This is a genomic window from Flavobacterium sp. NLM (assembly GCF_002210235.1).
Taxonomy (GTDB): Bacteria; Bacteroidota; Bacteroidia; order Flavobacteriales; family Flavobacteriaceae; genus Flavobacterium; species Flavobacterium panici.
This window is the reverse complement of the sequence record NZ_LIAC01000007.1, coordinates 209447-229051: the sequence shown is the minus strand read 5'-3', so window position 1 is coordinate 229051 and position 19605 is coordinate 209447. Positions and strand designations below refer to the sequence as shown.

At 32.8% G+C, this 19605-nt stretch carries 12 protein-coding genes; 5 read left to right on the top strand and 7 right to left on the bottom strand.

Annotated elements, in window-relative coordinates:
• Positions 1-4 precede the first annotated feature (4 nt).
• Together APR43_RS10625 and argS are read right to left on the bottom strand one after the other, a co-directional pair.
• On the bottom strand, positions 5-3079 hold the full coding sequence (locus APR43_RS10625) for a SusC/RagA family TonB-linked outer membrane protein (protein WP_053472435.1): 3075 nt from the start codon (positions 3077-3079) through the stop codon (positions 5-7).
• 475 nt (positions 3080-3554) lie between these two features.
• On the bottom strand, positions 3555-5333 hold the full coding sequence (argS, locus tag APR43_RS10620) for an arginine--tRNA ligase (RefSeq protein ID WP_053472436.1): 1779 nt from the start codon (positions 5331-5333) through the stop codon (positions 3555-3557).
• A 323-nt stretch (positions 5334-5656) separates the two neighbouring features.
• Between argS and APR43_RS10615 the strand changes: the two genes are divergently transcribed.
• A complete protein-coding gene (locus tag APR43_RS10615) occupies positions 5657-8062 on the top strand; it encodes a TonB-dependent receptor domain-containing protein (protein WP_053472437.1) in 2406 nt (801 codons plus the stop codon).
• Positions 8063-8164: 102 nt separating this feature from the next.
• Here the strand turns inward: APR43_RS10615 and APR43_RS10610 are convergent, their stop codons facing one another.
• Entirely contained in the window at positions 8165-8836 is a 672-nt protein-coding gene (locus APR43_RS10610; RefSeq protein WP_053472438.1) for a copper homeostasis protein CutC, read from the bottom strand.
• A gap of 180 nt (positions 8837-9016) precedes the next feature.
• Positions 9017-10024 carry a 3-oxoacyl-ACP synthase III family protein gene (locus APR43_RS10605; RefSeq protein WP_035650216.1) on the bottom strand — a complete coding sequence of 336 codons (1008 nt, stop codon included), beginning with the start codon at positions 10022-10024 and terminating at the stop codon, positions 9017-9019.
• 265 nt (positions 10025-10289) lie between these two features.
• Here APR43_RS10605 and APR43_RS10600 point away from each other — a divergent pair, with 265 nt between their 5' ends.
• On the top strand, positions 10290-12701 hold the full coding sequence (locus tag APR43_RS10600; protein WP_053472439.1) for an alpha/beta hydrolase family protein: 2412 nt from the start codon (positions 10290-10292) through the stop codon (positions 12699-12701).
• A 111-nt stretch (positions 12702-12812) separates the two neighbouring features.
• Here the strand turns inward: APR43_RS10600 and APR43_RS10595 are convergent, their stop codons facing one another.
• The 3 genes from APR43_RS10595 to APR43_RS10585 form a co-directional block, all read right to left on the bottom strand.
• Positions 12813-13763, bottom strand: coding sequence for an ABC transporter ATP-binding protein (locus APR43_RS10595; RefSeq protein WP_053472440.1), 951 nt, complete (start codon positions 13761-13763; stop codon positions 12813-12815).
• Between the two features lie 105 nt (positions 13764-13868).
• On the bottom strand, positions 13869-14564 hold the full coding sequence (locus APR43_RS10590) for an OmpA family protein (RefSeq protein WP_053472441.1): 696 nt from the start codon (positions 14562-14564) through the stop codon (positions 13869-13871).
• 17 nt (positions 14565-14581) lie between these two features.
• The gene (locus APR43_RS10585; RefSeq protein WP_053472453.1) at positions 14582-15082 is read right to left on the bottom strand and encodes a lipocalin family protein; all 501 of its coding nucleotides are present in this window, start codon (positions 15080-15082) and stop codon (positions 14582-14584) included.
• A gap of 202 nt (positions 15083-15284) precedes the next feature.
• On the opposite strand from APR43_RS10585, the gene htpG reads away from it, so the two are divergent.
• The 3 genes from htpG (at position 15285) to APR43_RS10570 (ending at position 19561) form a co-directional block, all read left to right on the top strand.
• Positions 15285-17168: a molecular chaperone HtpG gene (gene htpG, locus APR43_RS10580; RefSeq protein ID WP_053472442.1), complete on the top strand. Its 1884-nt coding sequence runs from the start codon at positions 15285-15287 to the stop codon at positions 17166-17168.
• A 240-nt stretch (positions 17169-17408) separates the two neighbouring features.
• A complete protein-coding gene (locus tag APR43_RS10575; RefSeq protein ID WP_053472443.1) occupies positions 17409-18086 on the top strand; it encodes a hypothetical protein in 678 nt (225 codons plus the stop codon).
• Between the two features lie 203 nt (positions 18087-18289).
• Entirely contained in the window at positions 18290-19561 is a 1272-nt protein-coding gene (locus APR43_RS10570) for a patatin-like phospholipase family protein (protein WP_053472444.1), read from the top strand.
• The last annotated feature ends 44 nt before the right edge of the window (positions 19562-19605 follow it).

The following is a 19605-nucleotide window of genomic DNA, read 5'->3' as shown; positions in this document are numbered from 1 at the left end:
AAATTTAGAATCCCACTTTAAGAGTCATTATAAATGATTTGCTGCCTGGGTTATTAAAATAATCCAATCCATTAATTCTTGAACCTGCACCTGTTAAACTAGTTTCAGGATCAACGCCTTTATAATTGGTATTTAACCACAAGTTTCTACCCGTAAATGATAATTGAGCTGAATTAATTGCAGTAAATTTTTTCACATTGAAGTCATAACTTAATGTCACGTCACGCAATCTTATCCAATTTACATCTGTTACTGCTTCTTCAGAAGCTCCTCCTCCATCACCTAAATATTTTTGGTAATAATCTTTAGCTGAAATTGCAATATTATTTGGAGTACCATCTTCTTTCACACCGTCAATAATATAGTTATGTTCTCTATCTGCTGAAGCTTCAGAAACACCAAAATTGTGCAGTCTTGCTAATGTGCCATTATACACAACTCCTCCGTGTCTGAAATCTAATAATCCTGACAAAGTAACCCTTTTATAAGTGAATGTATTTCTAATTCCTCCTGTCCATTTAGGAGCTGAATTACCTAAATTTCCTGTTTCGTCAGCAATTATTGGCAAACCATTAGATCCTATTATTTTTTGTCCATTTTCATCACGTTCCCATTTTGTACCATAGAAACTTCCTAATGGCTGTCCTTTTACAGCATAGTAACCAATTGATCCAAAAGCTGTTTCAATAGAAATTTCATCTAAGCCTCCATAAATATCAGTCACTTTATTTTCGTTTTTAGCCCAATTCAAATTAATATTCCATTGTAATGGCTTCCCTTTTTTGAAAACATCATAACCTAATTCAACCTCAACACCTTTGTTAACTAATTCAGCCGCATTTTGATAAACAACAGCAAATCCGCTTGATTGTGGCAATGGAACATTTATTAATAAATCTTTAGAAGTTTTATAATATAGATTTACATCGAAAGTCAAACGATTTTCAAAAAATTTAGTGTTTAAACCAACTTCATGACCTAAAACTCTTTCAGGTTTTAACTGCTGATTTCCTAAAGTACCTGAAAGCCCCATACCATTAACTCCATTATATGGAAAACTTAATCCATCAGTAAATCCATCAGTCATAAATGGCTGTGAATAGGTACTAATTGTTTTATAGGCTTGCGGCGCAATACCAACTTCTCCATATCCATAAGTTACTTTTGCAAAAGTTGTCCATTCTGGCAAATCAAATGAACTTGATAAAACCCATGAAGCAGATGCTGATGGAAATAATGCACTATTAGCATCAGTTCCGTAAGTTGAGGACCATTCTTTTCTAAGAGATCCTGTAACAAAAACTTGATTTTTAATATCAAATTCTAATTGTCCAAATAAAGCTCTGGACATAATATCTGATTCTACATTTGATGCATATAATTGTGTTGCATTTGATAAATTATATACTCCTCTTACTGCAAGTTCTTTACCTCTTGAAAACACATCTGTATTTTGAGATGAACGCAAATTAAGACCTGCTGTGTAATTTATTTTAAACCATTCTGATTTCAAAGGCAATAATCCGCTTGCTATAAAATCTCCGTAAAATTGTTTATTATTAATATTATTAAAGGCAACTTCTCCAGTTCCTCTTAGATTATCTCCATTAGATGAAATTGCATAAACTTGTTTTCGATAATCTGAATAAGCATCTATTCCACCTTTTGCAGTTAAAGATAACCATGTATCAGGTGAATAGGTTAAATACATATTTCCAAAAACACGATTTACATCACTTGTTGCTGGGTTTTCGTTAACAGTAAAATAAGGATTATCGTAAGAAGAATAATAGTTCATATTATTTCCTTCGGCATCTTTATAATTTCTTAGATCATAGTTTCCAGGAGAACGAAGTAAACTTAACATCACTCCAGAAGAATTACTTCCGTTTTGAGCTAACGTATTTGTTGTATGGGTATATTGCAGACTTCCTCCTGTTTTCCACTTATTATTAATTTTTAAATCCCCAACAACTCTTAAAGTGTTTCTTTTTAAACCAGTTTCAGGAATCATACCTGTTTGAGTTACATTTCCGTAAGAAGCCCTATAGACGGCTTTTTCATCACCACCATAAAAAGATATGTTATTTGTAAATGTCAAACCTTCTTTAAAGAAATTCCTTGTATTATTATACATTGGCATCCCAAGAGATTCTGCAGATGGTCCCCAGCTTTGTGGAGTTCCTCCATTATATTCAGGAATACCTGTTTTAGGATTTAAACCACCTTGAACATATTTATTTTGTCTTGCTGGCAATTGACTAACTTTATCAATTGCTAATGAAGTAGAATAATCAATACCTAAACCTTTTCCGGCTTTTCCTTTTTTAGTTGTATAAATAATAACTCCGTTACCTGCTCGCTCTCCGTATAACGCTGCAGCCGCAGGACCTTTAAGTACTGATACACTTTCGATATCATCTGGATTTATATCTAATGCACGGTTAGAATTATTAATACCAGATAAATTTGCATTAAAAGGATTATCTCCTGCACTAGTTTGACTAGTACTATTGTCAATTGGAACTCCATCTACTACAATTAATGGATCAGAGCTTCCTGTAATTGTATTAACTCCCCTAATAATAATCTTACTAGAAGCACCTGGTGTTCCTCCAGATCCAACCACTTGTACACCGGCAGCTTTTCCTGCTAATGCCTGCATAACATTTTGTTCTCCTGATCTGCTAATTTCATCAGAATTTATTTTCGATACTGCATATCCAAGTGTCTTTTCTGATCTTTTTATTCCTAAAGCAGTAACAACTACGCCTTCTAATTCTACAGAATCATCTTTTAATTTTACATTTATAGAAGTTGAACCAGCAGATAATTCCTGAGTTTTCATTCCGATGTAGTTAAATACCAAAACTTGATTCGAAGATGCCTTGATCGAGTACTTACCGTCTAAATCAGTTTGCGTTCCATTTTTTGTCCCTTTCACTAAAACATTCACACCAGGCAATGGCATTCCTGCATTATCTGATACAATCCCAGATATCGTTCTTTCCTGCGCAAAAAATAAATGCGTTGTAAGAACAAATACCAGAACTAACAGCCCTTTAATTTTTCTTTTCATTATAGTTTATTTGAATTAAGGGGCGCAACTTATAAAATTAAATTAATTTTAACAAGATTTTATTTCGTTTTAACATTAAAAAATGTAGTGTAATTTTTACAAATAAAAAAACCGCCTAAACTCAATTAGACGGTTGATAATCCTTATAATTCTTACTAAAAGGGTACTAATTCAAAATAGATAAAAATGCTATAAGGAAAATATCTTCATATATGCAGATAAAATTCCGAGAAACTAATCGTTATTTTTACAAATGATAACTAATTAATAAACAAGGAATTAATTCAATTAAATTTAATTCTTCTCTATTTGCGAGTGCAAAATTAACATGAATTATCTTTAATTCATATACGAAAGCGATATTTAACTTAAAATATGTCTTATCTTATTATTTTTCATTCTTTTAGTGAACAATTCTAAAACAAAAAGCCGATAGTTTTAAACTATCGGCTTTTTAAATTCTTGTAAAAAGTTTTTACATTCTTTCCGGAACTTCAATTCCTAATAACGTAAAAGCAGATTTTATAACTTCGGCAACTTTCTGCGAAAGCTGTACTCTGAAAATCTTTTTTGTCAAATCAACTTCACCTAAAATGTGAACAGATTGATAAAACGAATTATATTCTTTTACTAAATCATAAGTATAGTTTGCAATTAATGCCGGACTATGATTTTGTGCTGCATTTTGAATTACTTCCGGGAAAAGTTCGATTTGTTTTACCAATTCTTTTTCTTTTTCGTGAAGTTCTTCGATGTTGGTTTCTTCAGAAAAATCAAAATCGGCTTTACGGATGATTGATTGAATTCTGGCGTAAGTATATTGAATAAACGGACCTGTATTTCCTGCAAAATCAACAGATTCTTCCGGATTAAACAGAATACGTTTTTTAGGATCTACTTTTAAAATGTAATATTTCAAAGCACCAAGACCAATTGTTTTATACAATTTTGCTTTTTCATCGGCAGAATAACTGTCTAATTTTCCTAGATCTTCAGAAATCTGTTTAGCTGTATCTGTCATATCCTGCATTAAATCATCAGCATCAACAACAGTACCTTCACGACTTTTCATTTTCCCAGATGGTAAATCAACCATTCCATATGATAAATGATATAGACTTGAAGCCCAGTCAAAACCAAGTTTTTTCAAGATTAAGAATAAAACTTTAAAGTGATAATCTTGTTCGTTACCAACAGTGTAAACCATTCCGCCAACATCTGGCATATCTTTTACACGCTGAATTGCCGTCCCAATATCCTGTGTCATATAAACCGCAGTTCCGTCAGAACGCAATACAATTTTACGATCAAGACCTTCATCTGTCAAATCAATCCAAACAGAACCATCCGGATCTTTTTCGAAAACACCTTTATCTAGACCAACTTGTACAACATCTTTTCCTAATAAATAGGTATTACTTTCGTAGTAATATTTATCAAAATTAACCCCAAGATTCGTATAAGTAGTTGCAAAACCATCATAAACCCATTGGTTCATTTTTTTCCAAAGCGCAATAACTGCTTCATCTCCAGCTTCCCATTTCTTAAGCATTTCCTGCGCTTCAATAATAATTGGCGCTTGTTTTTTTGCTTCTTCTTCGGTTTTACCGGTTTCTATTAATTGGTTGATTTCTGCTTTGTAAGCTTTATCAAACTCAACATAATATTTACCTACTAATTTATCACCTTTTAAATCTGAACTTTCCGGAGTTTCTCCGTTTCCGAATTTCTCCCAAGCCAGCATCGATTTGCAAATATGAATTCCACGATCGTTTATGATTTGTGTTTTATACACTTTTTTACCCGATGCTTTAATAATTTCTGCAACAGAATAGCCTAACAAATTGTTACGAACGTGTCCTAAGTGCAAAGGTTTATTGGTGTTTGGTGAAGAATATTCAACCATAATTGCTTTATCGGCAGGATCTGGTGTTACATATCCAAACTTTTGATTGTTTTTTATTTCATTGAAAAAATTCAGATAATAGCTATCTGAAATTACAATATTCAAAAACCCCGAAACTACATTGAAACGTGCCACTTCAGAAACATTTTCAACTAAGTAGTTTCCAATTTTATTTCCTAATTCGGCAGGATTGCTTTTGATCACTTTTAACAAAGGAAAAATCACCATTGTAATATCGCCTTCAAACTCTTTTCTGGTAGTTTGAAACTCGATTTTATCAACAGAAACGTCAAATAATGCTTGTATTGCTTTTTGTATAGAAGGTGTAAGAATTTGTGATAATGACATGTAAACTTATTTTAAAGTGAGCAAAGATACTGCTTATTCATCAATTAGAGAAAATGAAAAACATATTAAATAACATAATCCTGTTAGAATTTCTTAAAAAAGGTTTTGTTTTGAATGTTAAAATTATCAAAAAATCAAAACGCTAACCTGCTACAAAACAGAACTTCCCAAAAAAATAAAAAGTTTTTTTACTTTTTATGTAACATATCGACAACAAAATAGTCTTAATAGAGACTTTAAATTTTATTTGAAGCAAAGAAAATCAAAACAAAAACAAAAAAACAACCTCATCATCAATCAAATCAAATAATCATTATCTCATTATGAAATTAAAATTCTTTCTGCTTGCATTACTGGGGGTAATTGCAACAGCACAAGCCCAAAATACCGGAACGGTCACGGGGAAAATTACCGAAAAGTCAAACAATGCACCAATTTCTTACGCAACGGTTTCTCTTAAAGAAAACGGAAAAGTAGTATCAGGCGTTAATACAGATGATAACGGAGATTTTACTTTTAAAAACGTAGCGCTAAAAAGTTATACTATCGAAATTCAATATATTGGATTTAGAAAATATATTGGTTCCGTAATTTTAGCTGATAACAAAAAATCTGCAACTGTAAATGTTTCTCTTGAAGAAGAAGCAACTCAGCTTAAAGGTGTTAATATTGTTGCTGAACGTTCGACAATGGAACAAAAAATTGACCGAAAAGTAATTACTGTCGGGAAAGATTTGACGACTGCCGGAGCTTCTGCATCAGATATTATGAGCAATATTCCTTCTGTAAATGTGGATCAGGACGGAAAACTTTCGCTTCGCGGAAATGACAATGTTCGTGTATTAATTGACGGAAGACCTTCTAACATTGATCCTGCTCAGTTATTGAAACAAATTCCTTCAACTTCTATCAAAAAAATTGAGTTGATTACAAATCCTAGTGCAAAATACAATCCGGAAGGAATGTCTGGGATTATTAATATTATTTTACACAAAAATGCTAATACTGGTTTTAACGGAAGTTACAGCGGTGGTATTACTTTTGGTGAAACGGCAAAATATAACCAGTCTTTAGATTTAAACTATAAAACCGGAAAAGTAAATTTCTTTGGAAATGCAGGTAATAATTTTGGAACTTATTTTAACGATGGACATATCAAAAGATTAGATCAGGATGTGGTTCAAAAATTAGATATTTCTAATGACAATGATAATTATTTGTATAAAGTTGGAATGGATTATTTAATCAATGACCACAATACTTTATCATTTTATACCAATCAAAATAAATCAAAAGGAACTGGATTAGTAAATACAGATATTGATTACAATAACGGAGATCCGGATATTAAAAATATTTACCAAAAAGCGAGATACGAAGGTCCAAACGAAACCGGAACTTATAATTTAGCGTACAAACATATCTTTAAAAAAGAAGGTCATACTTTAGATTTTGAAGGGAACTTTAGTAATACCAGAGAAACTCAGGACGCAAGTTTTGACACTAAAACAACTAAGCCGGATAATACTGCCAACTCTCTTTTATATTCTGATTATATTAATGATAAAAGAAAATTAGGTACTGTAAACGTTGATTACGTAAATCCGCTAAATGATAAAACGACTCTTGAAGCAGGTGCTGAGGCAAGAATTACAAGAACTGACAATATTTACAACACAACCAATGCTGCATTTAGTAATTCTATTTATACTTATGATACAGATATTTATTCTGCATACGTAACTTTTGGTCAGAAATTCAAAAAATTCAGTTATCAGCTAGGAACTCGTTTTGAGAGTTATAAAGTTGCTGCTAATTTAAATCATGGTGAGACAAAATTTGATGATGACTATATTACATTATATCCATCAGCTTATTTAACTTATAACTTAAATGAGAAAAACGTGTTGCAATTAAGCTACAGCCGTCGTGTTGACAGACCAAGTTTAGAGCAGACAAAACCTATTCGTGAGTTTTCTACTCCATTAGTAACTTCATACGGAAATCAAGAATTAAGACCTCAGTTTACAAATTCTGTTGAAGTAAATTATACTAAAACTCTTGAAAAAGGAAGCATTACTGCGGGAGTTTTTGTAAGAAGTATTAACGATCAAATAAGCAGAACTTTAAGCCCAGATCCTAATGATGCTTCTGGTTACAAACAAATCTTAAGTTTTGCTAATTACGATCACAATAGCGCTTATGGTTTTGACATTTCTGCTAACTATAAAATTACTAAATGGTGGGATATTCAGCCTTCTGTTGACTTTTCTAGTATAAATCAACAAGGTGTTGTCTTCCAGTATGATCCTGCAACAAAATTAAGTTCACCTTTAGAACGCAGCGTAACAACTTCTGCATTTAATGCTCGTATGAACTCAAACTTTAAACCTACAAAACGTTTAAGCTTTTTATTATTCGGGTTTTACAGAGGCGGAGTTGAAGAAATTCAACAACATAGAAATGAAATGTACAAAATGGATATTGGTTCACGCTATACATTGTTAGACAATAAGATGAATATCAGCGTACGTTTTAATGATGTTTTCAATACAATGAAATATTCATTTGACGGTGTTTATCCTTATCCTCAAACTGGTCAGTTTACCTGGGAAAGCCAAACGGTTTATTTAGGTTTAACTTACAACTTTGGTGGAGCAAAAATCAAAAAATTAGAGCGTAAACAAAGAGAAGAAAACACTAATCAAGGCGGTGGCGGAATGTTCTAATCACTGCTTTTATTAGAATCAATTTTAATATTTTTAAATAATTTTCTTGTAGAAAAAAGCCTGAAGTTTGCCAGCTTCAGGCTTTTTTATTTTTTGTAAATACTATAGAAAATTTTTCAATTCTTTTATTTCTTCGGGATTTGCAGTTTCTGAATTGTTTGTAATTGCAGATGAATGATAAAAAGTCAAATCTAATCTTTCCTGTAATAATTTAATATTTGAAGATCGTAAACCGCCGCCCGGCATTATTTCGATTCTGTTTTTAGCAAGGTCTTGTACTCGTTCCAAGGCCAAAATTCCTTCCTCTACATTTATCGCTTGTCCCGAAGTTAAAATCGTTTTAAACCCACAATCGATAATATCTTCAAGAGATTTTTCTACATCTTTGACCACATCAAAAGCACGATGAAAAGTACAAGGAAGCGGATGTGCCAAATGCACTAATTCCCTATTCTGTCTTTTATTAATATTTCCGCTGTCTTTTAAAATTCCAAAAACAAAACCATCAACACCCAATTTTTTATACTGTTTAATATCTTGTTTCATTTCTACAAGCTCTTCATCAGAATAAACAAAATCGCCGCCGCGAGGTCTAATAATAACATGCATTTTAATATTTAAGCTTTCGCGGACTTTCACTACTAAAATAGAATTTGGAGTTGTTCCGCCAAGTTTCATGTTTTCGCATAACTCAATTCGATCTGCACCATTTTCCTGAGCTATTATGGCTGATTCGTAATTAAAGCATGCTATTTCTAATTGATTTTTTTTCATTGTAATTATAATCTATTTTCTCATCGTTTGTCATTGCGAGGAACGAAGCAATCTCATTTTTAGTTAGTAACGTAATATTAGCCCTAAGATTGCTTCGTTCCTCGCAATGACAATACTAAAGTATAAAAAAACCCGCTCCAAAACGAAGCAGGTTTTAAATATAATGTAAGATGAATTAATTTACCATTTGATGATTGCACTTGCCCAAGTGAATCCACTACCAAAAGCGGCTAAAACAACAGTATCACCAGATTTTATTTTACCTTGTTCCCAAGCTTCAGTTAAAGCAATTGGAATAGATGCTGCAGTTGTGTTGCCGTATTTCTGGATATTATTATGAACCTGATCATCGCTCAATTTGAATTTGTTCTGAATGAACTGAGAAATTCTCAAATTAGCCTGATGCGGAATCAGCATATCAATATCTGAAACCTGAAGTCCGTTTGCTTCTAAACCTTCGTTGATAACTTCGGCAAAACGAACCACTGCATTTTTAAATACAAACTGACCGTTCATATACGGATAATAACTTTCGTCATTTGGATCATTATCTGCTAAAATATCCGTTACCCAGCGCGCTCCCATTCCAGGTGCCTGTAGAGCCAATTCTTCGGCATGCTGTCCTTCTGAATGTAAATGCGTAGATAAAATCCCTTTTGTCAAATCTTCTTCACGGCTTAAAACTGCCGCTCCTGCTCCATCTCCAAAAATAACCGAAACCCCGCGTCCGCGAGTTGTCATGTCTAATCCGGTTGAATGAACCTCAGAACCAATAACCAAAATATTTTTATACATTCCGGTTTTAATATATTGATCAGCAACAGAAATTGCGTAAACAAAACCAGAACATTGGTTTCTAACATCTAAAGCCCCAACAGTTCTTAATCCTAAATCACGTTGTACTAAAACTCCAGGTCCTGGAAAATAGTAATCCGGGCTTAATGTAGCAAAAACTACAAAATCAATATCTTCTTTGGCAACGCCAGAACGTTCTATAGCAATTTTAGCAGCTTTTACACCCATTGAAGTCGTAGTATCTTCTCCACGAATGATATGTCTTCTCTCCTGAATCCCTGTTCGTTCCTGAATCCATTCGTCATTGGTATCCATTATCTTAGACAAATCATCGTTTGTCACAACATTTGAAGGAACATAATATCCTAAGCCTGCTATTTTTGAATGATACATATAATATTGTTATTTGTTAAAAATTTAGAATGCAAATTTACGTATACTTTAAAACATAAGAGTACAAAATACTATTTTTTTCGGTATTAGCAATTTAATATACTTTAATTATCAGACTGTTTAAAAACAATTAGTTTTTGAAAAACCAGTTTATTGAGGAATTCATTGAAAAGAATGAAAAATAAGATTTAAAATGTAACAAGACTAAAGTATCTTAGACAAACATTTTGAATACCATTTTTTTTAAACCCAAAAAATTCAACTCATGAAATTAAAGGTTACGTTGTTCCTATTTTTAAATATCGGTTTTTTCTCTTTTGCTCAGGAGAATTTAACTTATCAAAAGCCTTCTAAATCTATTTTAGATCTGGTCGATTACCAAAGAGCTCCAACCGTTTCAATGGATACAAAAAAAGAAAATATGCTTTTATTGTACCGAAACACATACAAAACGCTCGACGATTTAAATCAGGACGAAATTCGTTTAGCCGGAATACGAATTAATCCCGTTACTAATATATCAAGTACAGTAACGTATGTTACGAATTTAAAACTTAGAAAAATAAATGGTAAAGACGAAATTCAGGTTTCTGGTTTGCCGCAAAATCCAAAAATTGCCAATATTCTTTGGTCGCCAAACGATAAAAAAATCCTGTTTTCTCACACTACAAATACTGGTGTTGAACTTTGGGTTTTAGATGTAGCATCGGCGCAGGCCACAAAACTTACAGAAGCAACTGTAAATGCCAATCTGGGAAATCCGTTTAACTGGTTTTCAGACAACGAAACAATTTTGGTAAAAATGCTTCCAAAAAACAGACTGCCGCTTTTAGATTCTAAAAAAGATTTACCAACCGGCCCTATTATTTCTAATACATCTGGAGAAAAATCTCAAAACAGAACCTATCCTGATATGTTGAAAAACAAAAATGACGAAGCTAATTTCGAAACCAGCGTTACATCTGAATTATACAAAGTCAAATTAGATGGTGATGCTGTTTTATTTAAAGAAGCAGCGATGTTTGCAGGCGAGAAAATTTCGCCAGACGGCAATTATATTATGCTGACTACAATTCAAAAACCATTTTCGTATGTGGTGCCTTTAAACAGGTTTCCTTCTAAAACGATTGTTTATGACATTAGAGGAAAAGAAATTAAAACGGTTAACGAAGTCCCGCTGAATGAAATTATGCCAAAAGGTTTTATGGCTGTTCGAAAAGGAAAAAGAGAAATGGCCTGGAGAAATGATAAACCTGCAACATTATCATACGTAACGGCTTTAGATGAAGGAGATCCTGCAAACAAAGTAGATTTTAGAGACGAAGTTTTTCTTTGGGATGCACCTTTTGATAAAGAAGCTGCATCATTAGTCAAAACACCTCAGCGTTTTAATACCATTACTTGGGGAAATGACAATGTTGCCGTTGTTTCTGATGAATGGTACGATACCCGAAATGAGAAAACGTATTTGATAAATCCTTCAGATGCAAATCAACAGCCAAAACTAATAACCGACAGAAATTCACAAGATGTTTACTCTGATCCCGGCGTTTTCGAAACCAGAAAGAATGAATACAACAAATATGTTTTAGCTCTTGAAAAAGATAATTTATACCGAATTGGAGATGGTTATACTAAAGATGGCCAGTTTCCTTTTATTGATGAATTTAATTTTAAAACATTAAAATCAAAACGTGTTTATACTTCTCCATACAAAGATAAAAAAGAAGAAATTTTAGAAATTGAAGATTTTAAATCAGGTAAAGTTCTGGTTCAGATTCAATCCAAAACAGAATATCCAAATTACTTTTTCAGAAACATTAAAAAACCAAATAGTCTAACTGCGATAACTGATTTCAAAAACCCATTTGAAAGCATTAAAAATGTCAGCAAAGAGGTAATTAAATACAAACGCAAAGATGGGCTGGAACTTTCGGGAACTTTATACCTTCCTGCGGGGTATGATAAAGCTAAAAAAGAAAAACTGCCTTTATTAATCTGGGCTTATCCGGCAGAATATAAAGACAGAAACAGCGCTGGCCAGTCCACTCAAAATTCAAATGAATTTACGTTTCCGTATTATGGATCGTTTGTGTATTGGGTTACAAAAGGATATGTTGTTTTAGATGATGCTGCTTTCCCAATTATTGGCGAAGGAACTACAGAACCAAACGACAATTTTATCTCTCAATTAGTAGACAATGCCGAAGCTGCAATTAATGCAGTAGATGCTCTGGGATATATTAACCGTAAAAAAGTAGCTATTGGCGGACATTCCTACGGTGCGTTTATGACTGCAAATTTATTGACACATTCTAATCTTTTTGCCTGTGGAATTGCGCGAAGCGGTGCTTATAACAGAACATTGACTCCTTTCGGATTTCAATCTGAACAACGTAATTACTGGGAAGTACCAGAAGTTTACAATGCTATGTCGCCATTTATGAATGCCGAAAAAATGAAAACTCCAATTTTATTGGTTCATGGCGAAGCCGATAATAATCCGGGGACTTTCACTTTGCAGACAGAACGTTATTTTCAGGCTTTAAAAGGTTTGGGAGCGCCTGCAAGAATGGTAATTTTACCGAAAGAAGCACATGGCTATGTAGCCAAAGAAAATATCCTGCACTTACTTTGGGAACAAGATCAGTTTTTAGAGAAGTATTTGAAAAACTAATTTATTTCTTAAACGACTATAAAAAGTAAACCCGACAGTTTCAAAAACTTGTCGGGTTTACTTTTTTAAAGATCAAAAATTATCGAATTATCTAATTGGCAAATTATCTCATTAAAGATAATTCAGTCCAAGAAATATTTCCTGTTCAAGCGGTAAATCAATTTCACTTTCAAAAAATATTAATTGTCTTTTATATACGGTTTCAACTAAATAATGTCCTCCCCTAAAATAAGTTCTTCTAATTTTTACCGGAAGTTTAGATTCTGAAACCATTTTAAACTGATGCGGATACACTAATGTTTTATGAGTTTCATCTTCGTAAGGAAGCAATAAATGTGTCGCAACCTCATTTACTTCTCCAAATAATGAAGCTACATATTTAGTCTGCGGGTCTTCGTATATTTTTGCCGGATCGCCTTTCACGATAATTTCTCCGTGTCGCATTACAATCGCTTCATCTGCAAAAGATAAAGCATCTGTACTGTCATGCGTAGCAATAATACAGGTGATTCCTTTTTGTTTTAAATATTTAAATAAGTTTCGGCGTAAAGCATTTTTACGGAAAGCATCAATCTGGCTGAAAGGTTCGTCAAGCAAAATTACTTCTGGTTCTAAAGCTAAAACCCTTACTAAAGCTACTCTCTGCTGTTGCCCGCCGCTTAAAAACTTGGCTTTAACATTAGAAAATTGTTCCATTTCTACCATTTCCAATAATTCCTGAACACGAAGTTTTTTCATGTTTGCAAAACCGTTTGAAAGAAACTTTCCAACATTCTCTGCCACAGTTTCATATGGAGACAAATCGAAATCCTGCGCCAGATATTTCATATAAGGCATTCCCGGAATCAAATTGTATTTTGGCCCCAGAATAGGTTTTTCGTTATAAAATATTTTACCTTCATCTAAATCGAACAAACCGTACATAAGCTTTAACAGCGTACTTTTTCCACAACCGCTTTCGCCAATAATGGCAATATTTTCGCCTTTATTGATCGAAAAAGAAACATTATTTATAACTGGTTTATCAGTATACGAAAAAGATATATTTTGAATATCAAGCATGTGTTGTAATTAGAGAGGTCAAATTTACGATGTTTAATTTCTAAAGTCAAAAAAAAGCTGCTTCAATTATGAAACAGCTTTTTTTATATTTTATTTTATCTGAAATTACTTTCCAGCTTCAGCTTTAGCATCGTTAACCATTTTGTCATTTGCTGTAATAGAGAATTCTACACGACGGTTTTGAGCTCTTCCTTCCGGAGTATCATTTGTTGCAATAGGATCAACAATACCTAAACCTGAAGTTTTAAAACGGCTTGATTTTAATCCTTTTGAAACTAAATAAGACTGTACAGAAGCAGCTCTTTGTCCAGAAAGTGTCAAATTATATTCTGGTTTACCTGTATTATCAGTATAACCAAAGATTTGAATATCAGTATCTCCGTACTCATTAAAAACAGGAACTAATTTATCTAAGTTTGCTTTTGCCTGAGGAGTTAAAGTTGATTTGTTTGTATCAAAACGAACAGCGTTTTCATTTAAAGTTAAGTGAATCCCTTCACCTACTCTTTCTACAGACGCACCTGGTAAAGCCTGATCAATTTCACGGGCTTGTTTATCCATTTTGTTACCAATTAAGGCTCCGGTTCCACCACCTACAGCAGCTCCAATTGCAGCTCCTAAAGCAGCGTTTCCGCCTTTTCCTAAATTATTTCCTAAAATACCTCCAATGATACCTCCGGCAACTACACCAATTCCGGCACCTTTTTGAGTATTGTTTGCGTTTTTAACTGAATCGCAGCTTGTAAATAAACTAACTAATACAAGTAAACTACTTAAACCTAAAACTGTTATCTTTTTCATTTTTATCCTTTTTAATATTAATTAGCTCTTTGAAATTGGTACGTAACATCTTTTGTTTGTCCGCCAACATTGATATTGTCGATTAACTGAAAAGAGTTATCTGTTAAACCTGCAACTTTTAGTAAATATCCTGATTTTACATTTTTAGATTTCAATCCCGGATCTACAATTTTTAGAACAAAAAGTCCCTGATTGTTAATACTCCAAACAATTGGAGAAGTAAAAGCTGTACAATTTGGAGAATTTAGATTCATTGTACCTTTGTTATTATTTGAAATAAAATTCCAGGTACTGCCAATAAAACATTTAGAATCTGCAAGATCAAATGAAGTTACTTTAATATAATCAGAACCTGCATAAGATACATTAGTAAGTACCCAGTTCCCTTTAATAGCGACTTGAGTAGGTCTGTCAAGTTTAGTCGAAAGCGTTGTTGCTTCTGTTGAAGCTGTAGACGAAGATGATTTGCACGCGAATAACACTGTAGCAATCATGCAAATGAAAATTATTTTCTTCATTTTGTACATTTATTTAAGTTAATACTTACACCTTTAACAATTAGTGTACCACAAATATACGATTCATTGAAATATTAACAGTTCCAAAATCTAATTATTTTCTTTCAAAATTAACATTTACGACAATTTGTCACCTAAAAAAAATTGGTATTTTATTTGACTAAATGAAAATCATCAAGTTAAATTCAAAAAATAAAAAAATATGACAACAGGTAAAATTAATGTTTCAGTAGAAAACATCTTTCCCTTAATCAAAAAGTTCTTATACAGCGATCACGAAATCTTTTTACGTGAGCTGGTTTCAAACGGAACTGATGCTACATTAAAGTTAAAACATTTAATTAGTATTGGCGAAGCAAAAGTAGAATATGGAAATCCGGTTATCGAAATTAAAGTAGATAAAGAAGGAAAAAAAATCCATATTATCGACCAGGGATTAGGTATGACAGCTGATGAAGTTGAAAAATACATCAACCAGGTTGCTTTTTCCGGAGCTGAAGAATTTTTAGATAAATACAAAGATTCTGCAAAAGATTCTGGAATTATTGGTCACTTTGGTCTTGGTTTTTATTCTGCCTTTATGGTTGCAGAAAAAGTAGAAATCATTACAAAATCATACAAAGATGAACCTGCTGCACACTGGACTTGTGACGGAAGCCCTGAATTTACTTTAGAGCCGGCTGACAAAACTTCACGTGGTACAGAAATCATTTTGCACATTGCCGAAGATTCTTTAGAATTTTTAGAAGATTCTAAAATCAGCGGTTTATTGAATAAGTATAATAAGTTTATGCCTATTCCAATTAAATTTGGAACAAGAACAGAAACCCTTCCAAAACCAGAAGATGCACCGGAAGATTACGTTAATGAAACTATCGAACTTGATAATATCATTAATAACCCAAATCCGGCTTGGACAAAACAACCTTCTGAATTATCTGATGAAGATTACAAAAACTTCTACAGAGAATTGTATCCAATGCAATTTGAAGATCCTTTGTTCAACATTCACTTGAACGTAGATTATCCGTTTAACTTAACTGGTATTTTGTATTTCCCTAAGTTAGGTTCAGATATGCAAATCCAGAAAGATAAAATTCAATTGTACCAAAACCAGGTTTACGTTACAGATAACGTAGAAGGAATTGTACCTGAATTTTTGACCATGTTAAAAGGAGTTATCGATTCACCGGATATTCCGTTAAACGTTTCTCGTTCTGGTTTACAGGCAGATGGAGCCGTTAAGAAAATCTCTAACTACATTACGCGTAAAGTAGCCGATAAGTTAAAAGCTTTATTCAATGAAAACCGTGCTGATTTTGAAGCAAAATGGAACGATATTAAAATCGTTTTAGAGTACGGAATGCTTTCTGAAGATAAATTCTACGAAAAAGCAGGTGCATTTGTTTTATACCCAACGGTTGACGATACTTACTTTACTTTAGAAGAATTAAAAGAAAAACTAAAAGAAAACCAAACGGATAAAGATGGTAAATTAGTTATTCTTTATGCCGGAAACAAAGATGCACAGCACTCTTATATTGAAGCAGCAAAAGAAAAAGGATACGAAGTATTACTTTTAGATTCTCCAATTATCTCACATTTAATTCAAAAAATTGAAGGCGATAACAGCGATTTGACTTTCGTTCGTGTAGATTCTGACCATATTGATAACTTAATCAAAAAAGACGAAAACACGATTTCTAAATTATCTGATGAAGAAAAAGCAGCATTAAAAACTTCATTAGAAGCTTATATTCCTAAAGCATACAGCGTTCAGCTGGAAGCTATGGACAGTCAGGCAGCTCCATTTATTATTACGCAGCCAGAATTTATGCGTAGAATGAAAGAAATGAGCCAAACAGGCGGCGGCGGAATGTTCGGAATGGGAAATATGCCGGAAATGTACAATCTGGTTGTAAACACTAATTCTGATTTAGCTTCAAGTATTTTAAATACAGAAGATAAAACGCATCAGGAACATTTGGTAAAACAAGCTTTAGACTTAGCTAAGTTATCTCAAAACCTTTTAAAAGGTGAAGCGTTGACTGCTTTTGTAAAAAGAAGTTTTGAAATGATCAAATAAGAGTAGCATAAAATAATTTATTCTAAACAGCCCGCAGGTAAAACTTGCGGGCTGTTTTTTTTACAAAAAACAAAATCATAAAAATTTAAAAATTAGGTTATTTTATATGTAGTGATTTAAGAAAAATCACATATTTTTAACTCCGTTTTCTTTACCATCTTTTCTATTATAAACAATAGAAACTTATAACCGGAGCGAGCCAAAAATCCTAAATAGAGTAGGCAAATAAATTCTAAGATTATGTTTTATGTAAGACTAAACAAATTAAGAATCATCAAGAATGGTGATATAATAGGAAAAGGTGAAATCCAATTCATGAGTTTTATAAACCAATCAAATGATAGTTTGCCGAATCTAAATGAATTTTTTGAAACCAATGATGAAGATCGAAAAAAGGAAATCATTAAAGATTCTGTATCAAGAGTTATCCAATCCAGAATTTTAATGACTATCGACAAAGTAAAAGATAAAAGTATTATCACTTTTGGAGACACAGGATATATTGTTTACAAAGACGAAAAAATCCCAAAAGATTTTAGCTGGCAGATCGTCGCTGTAGAATTAGATAAAAAAACCCGCGATAATGCCGCATTGATTAAATCGGTCTTGACAGATTCTAATGTTGATACGATTACAAAAGGAATACAAGCACTTGCAAAAGCAAGTAATCCTGTTAGCGGTGCTGTTGTTGAGCTTTCTAAATTAGTTGTTGGAGTTATTTTAGACATTGCAAAAAATAAAAAAGACGACCAAATTGGTTATTACCTTACTTCTTTTATTGAAAAGTTAGATTATCCAAACGGAATTAGAGACAGACAGGACATTCCCGATTTAACAGGCAATATGTTTGTAGATTATTCCATTTTTGGATATCAGGATTACGCAGTCGAAGCTGTTGAAAATTTAAAATCATTGTAAACATCTCCTCAAGATATTTAAAATCCTGCAGATTAATTTCTGCGGGATTTTTTTGCTTTATACAAATTTCAAAAATCTTAAAAAAGGGTAATTCTCCCCTTTTATGCCGCTAATCGAATTTGTATTTTTACATACCTGAAAATCAAACAATTAAATAAAATTATTTTGTAAAAAACAAATCATAAACCTAAATACTGGAAATCATGGAGAAAACGAAATTTACAGAAAACGGTGAAGTCTTAGCGATCATAAAAGATTTAAAGGAACAAATTAAAGAGAAGAAAAAGAAATTCTCAGATATTGTAGATGCAAACGGTAATGAATATGTAGATTTAGTTCAGGAAGGCGGCGGCGTTCTCGGCGTTGCATTAGTTGGATATGTTTATGTTTTAGAACAAGTAGGAATTCGGTTTTTAAGTTTAGCCGGAACTTCAGCCGGAAGTATTAATACCATGCTTATGGCGGCTGCCGGACCAATTGATATTACAAAGTCAGAGTGGATTTTAGAATGTTTGTGTAATAAGAATTTATACGATTTTGTCGACGGCGATCATGATGCACGCGAATTTATTGACGCTTTATTGAGTGATGCCGGAAATCTTAAATTAGTTATGAAAGGCTGTCAGGTTGTAGATAATTTTAAAGATGATTTAGGATTAAATCCCGGTACTAATTTTCATCAATGGATGACAAATTTGCTTTCGCAGAAAGGAATTAAAAATTATGGCGATTTAAAAGCGCTGCGTGAAAAAGGCGTTTCAAACGACAATAAATTATTTAGAATTAACAAAGTAAAACTTGGTGACAAAGAAGATTATACCAGAAAAGATCATTGGAGTGAAATAGCGATAATAACCGCAGATATTACTACAGAAAGCAAAATTATTTTCCCTAAAATGATCGACTTGTTTTATTCTAATCCGGATGTTCAAAATCCTGCCGATTTTGTGAGAGCTTCCATGTCGATTCCACTATTTTTTACTCCGTTTAGAATTAAAAATATTCCCGGCGGTATTGAAGCCTGGAATAAATGGAACGAAGCAACTTGCTTGCGCGCTTCAGTTCCGTCAGAAGTTATGTTTATGGATGGTGGAATAATTTCAAATTTTCCTATCGATATTTTTCATGAAAATATGAATGTTCCGGCCTCACCTACTTTTGGTATAAAACTGGGATATGATAAAAATGAAATCAATACAAACGAAAAAATAACCAATGTAATAAGCTCTATGTTTGACACGGCGAGATTTGGTTATGATTCAGAATTTTTAAGAAAAAATCCTGATTTTAAAAACCTTATAGGATATATCGATACCGGAAACCACAACTGGCTGAATTTTAATCTTACTGATGACGCAAAAATTGATTTGTTCATTCGCGGAGCGCAAAAAGCGGCAGAGTTCCTAAACAAATTTGATTGGGAAGAATATAAAAAAATCAGAAAAGCCAAAAGCGAATATTACAAAACAGTTTAAAAACAATTGATTTACAAATAATTAAAAACCAAAATCCTGAAAAT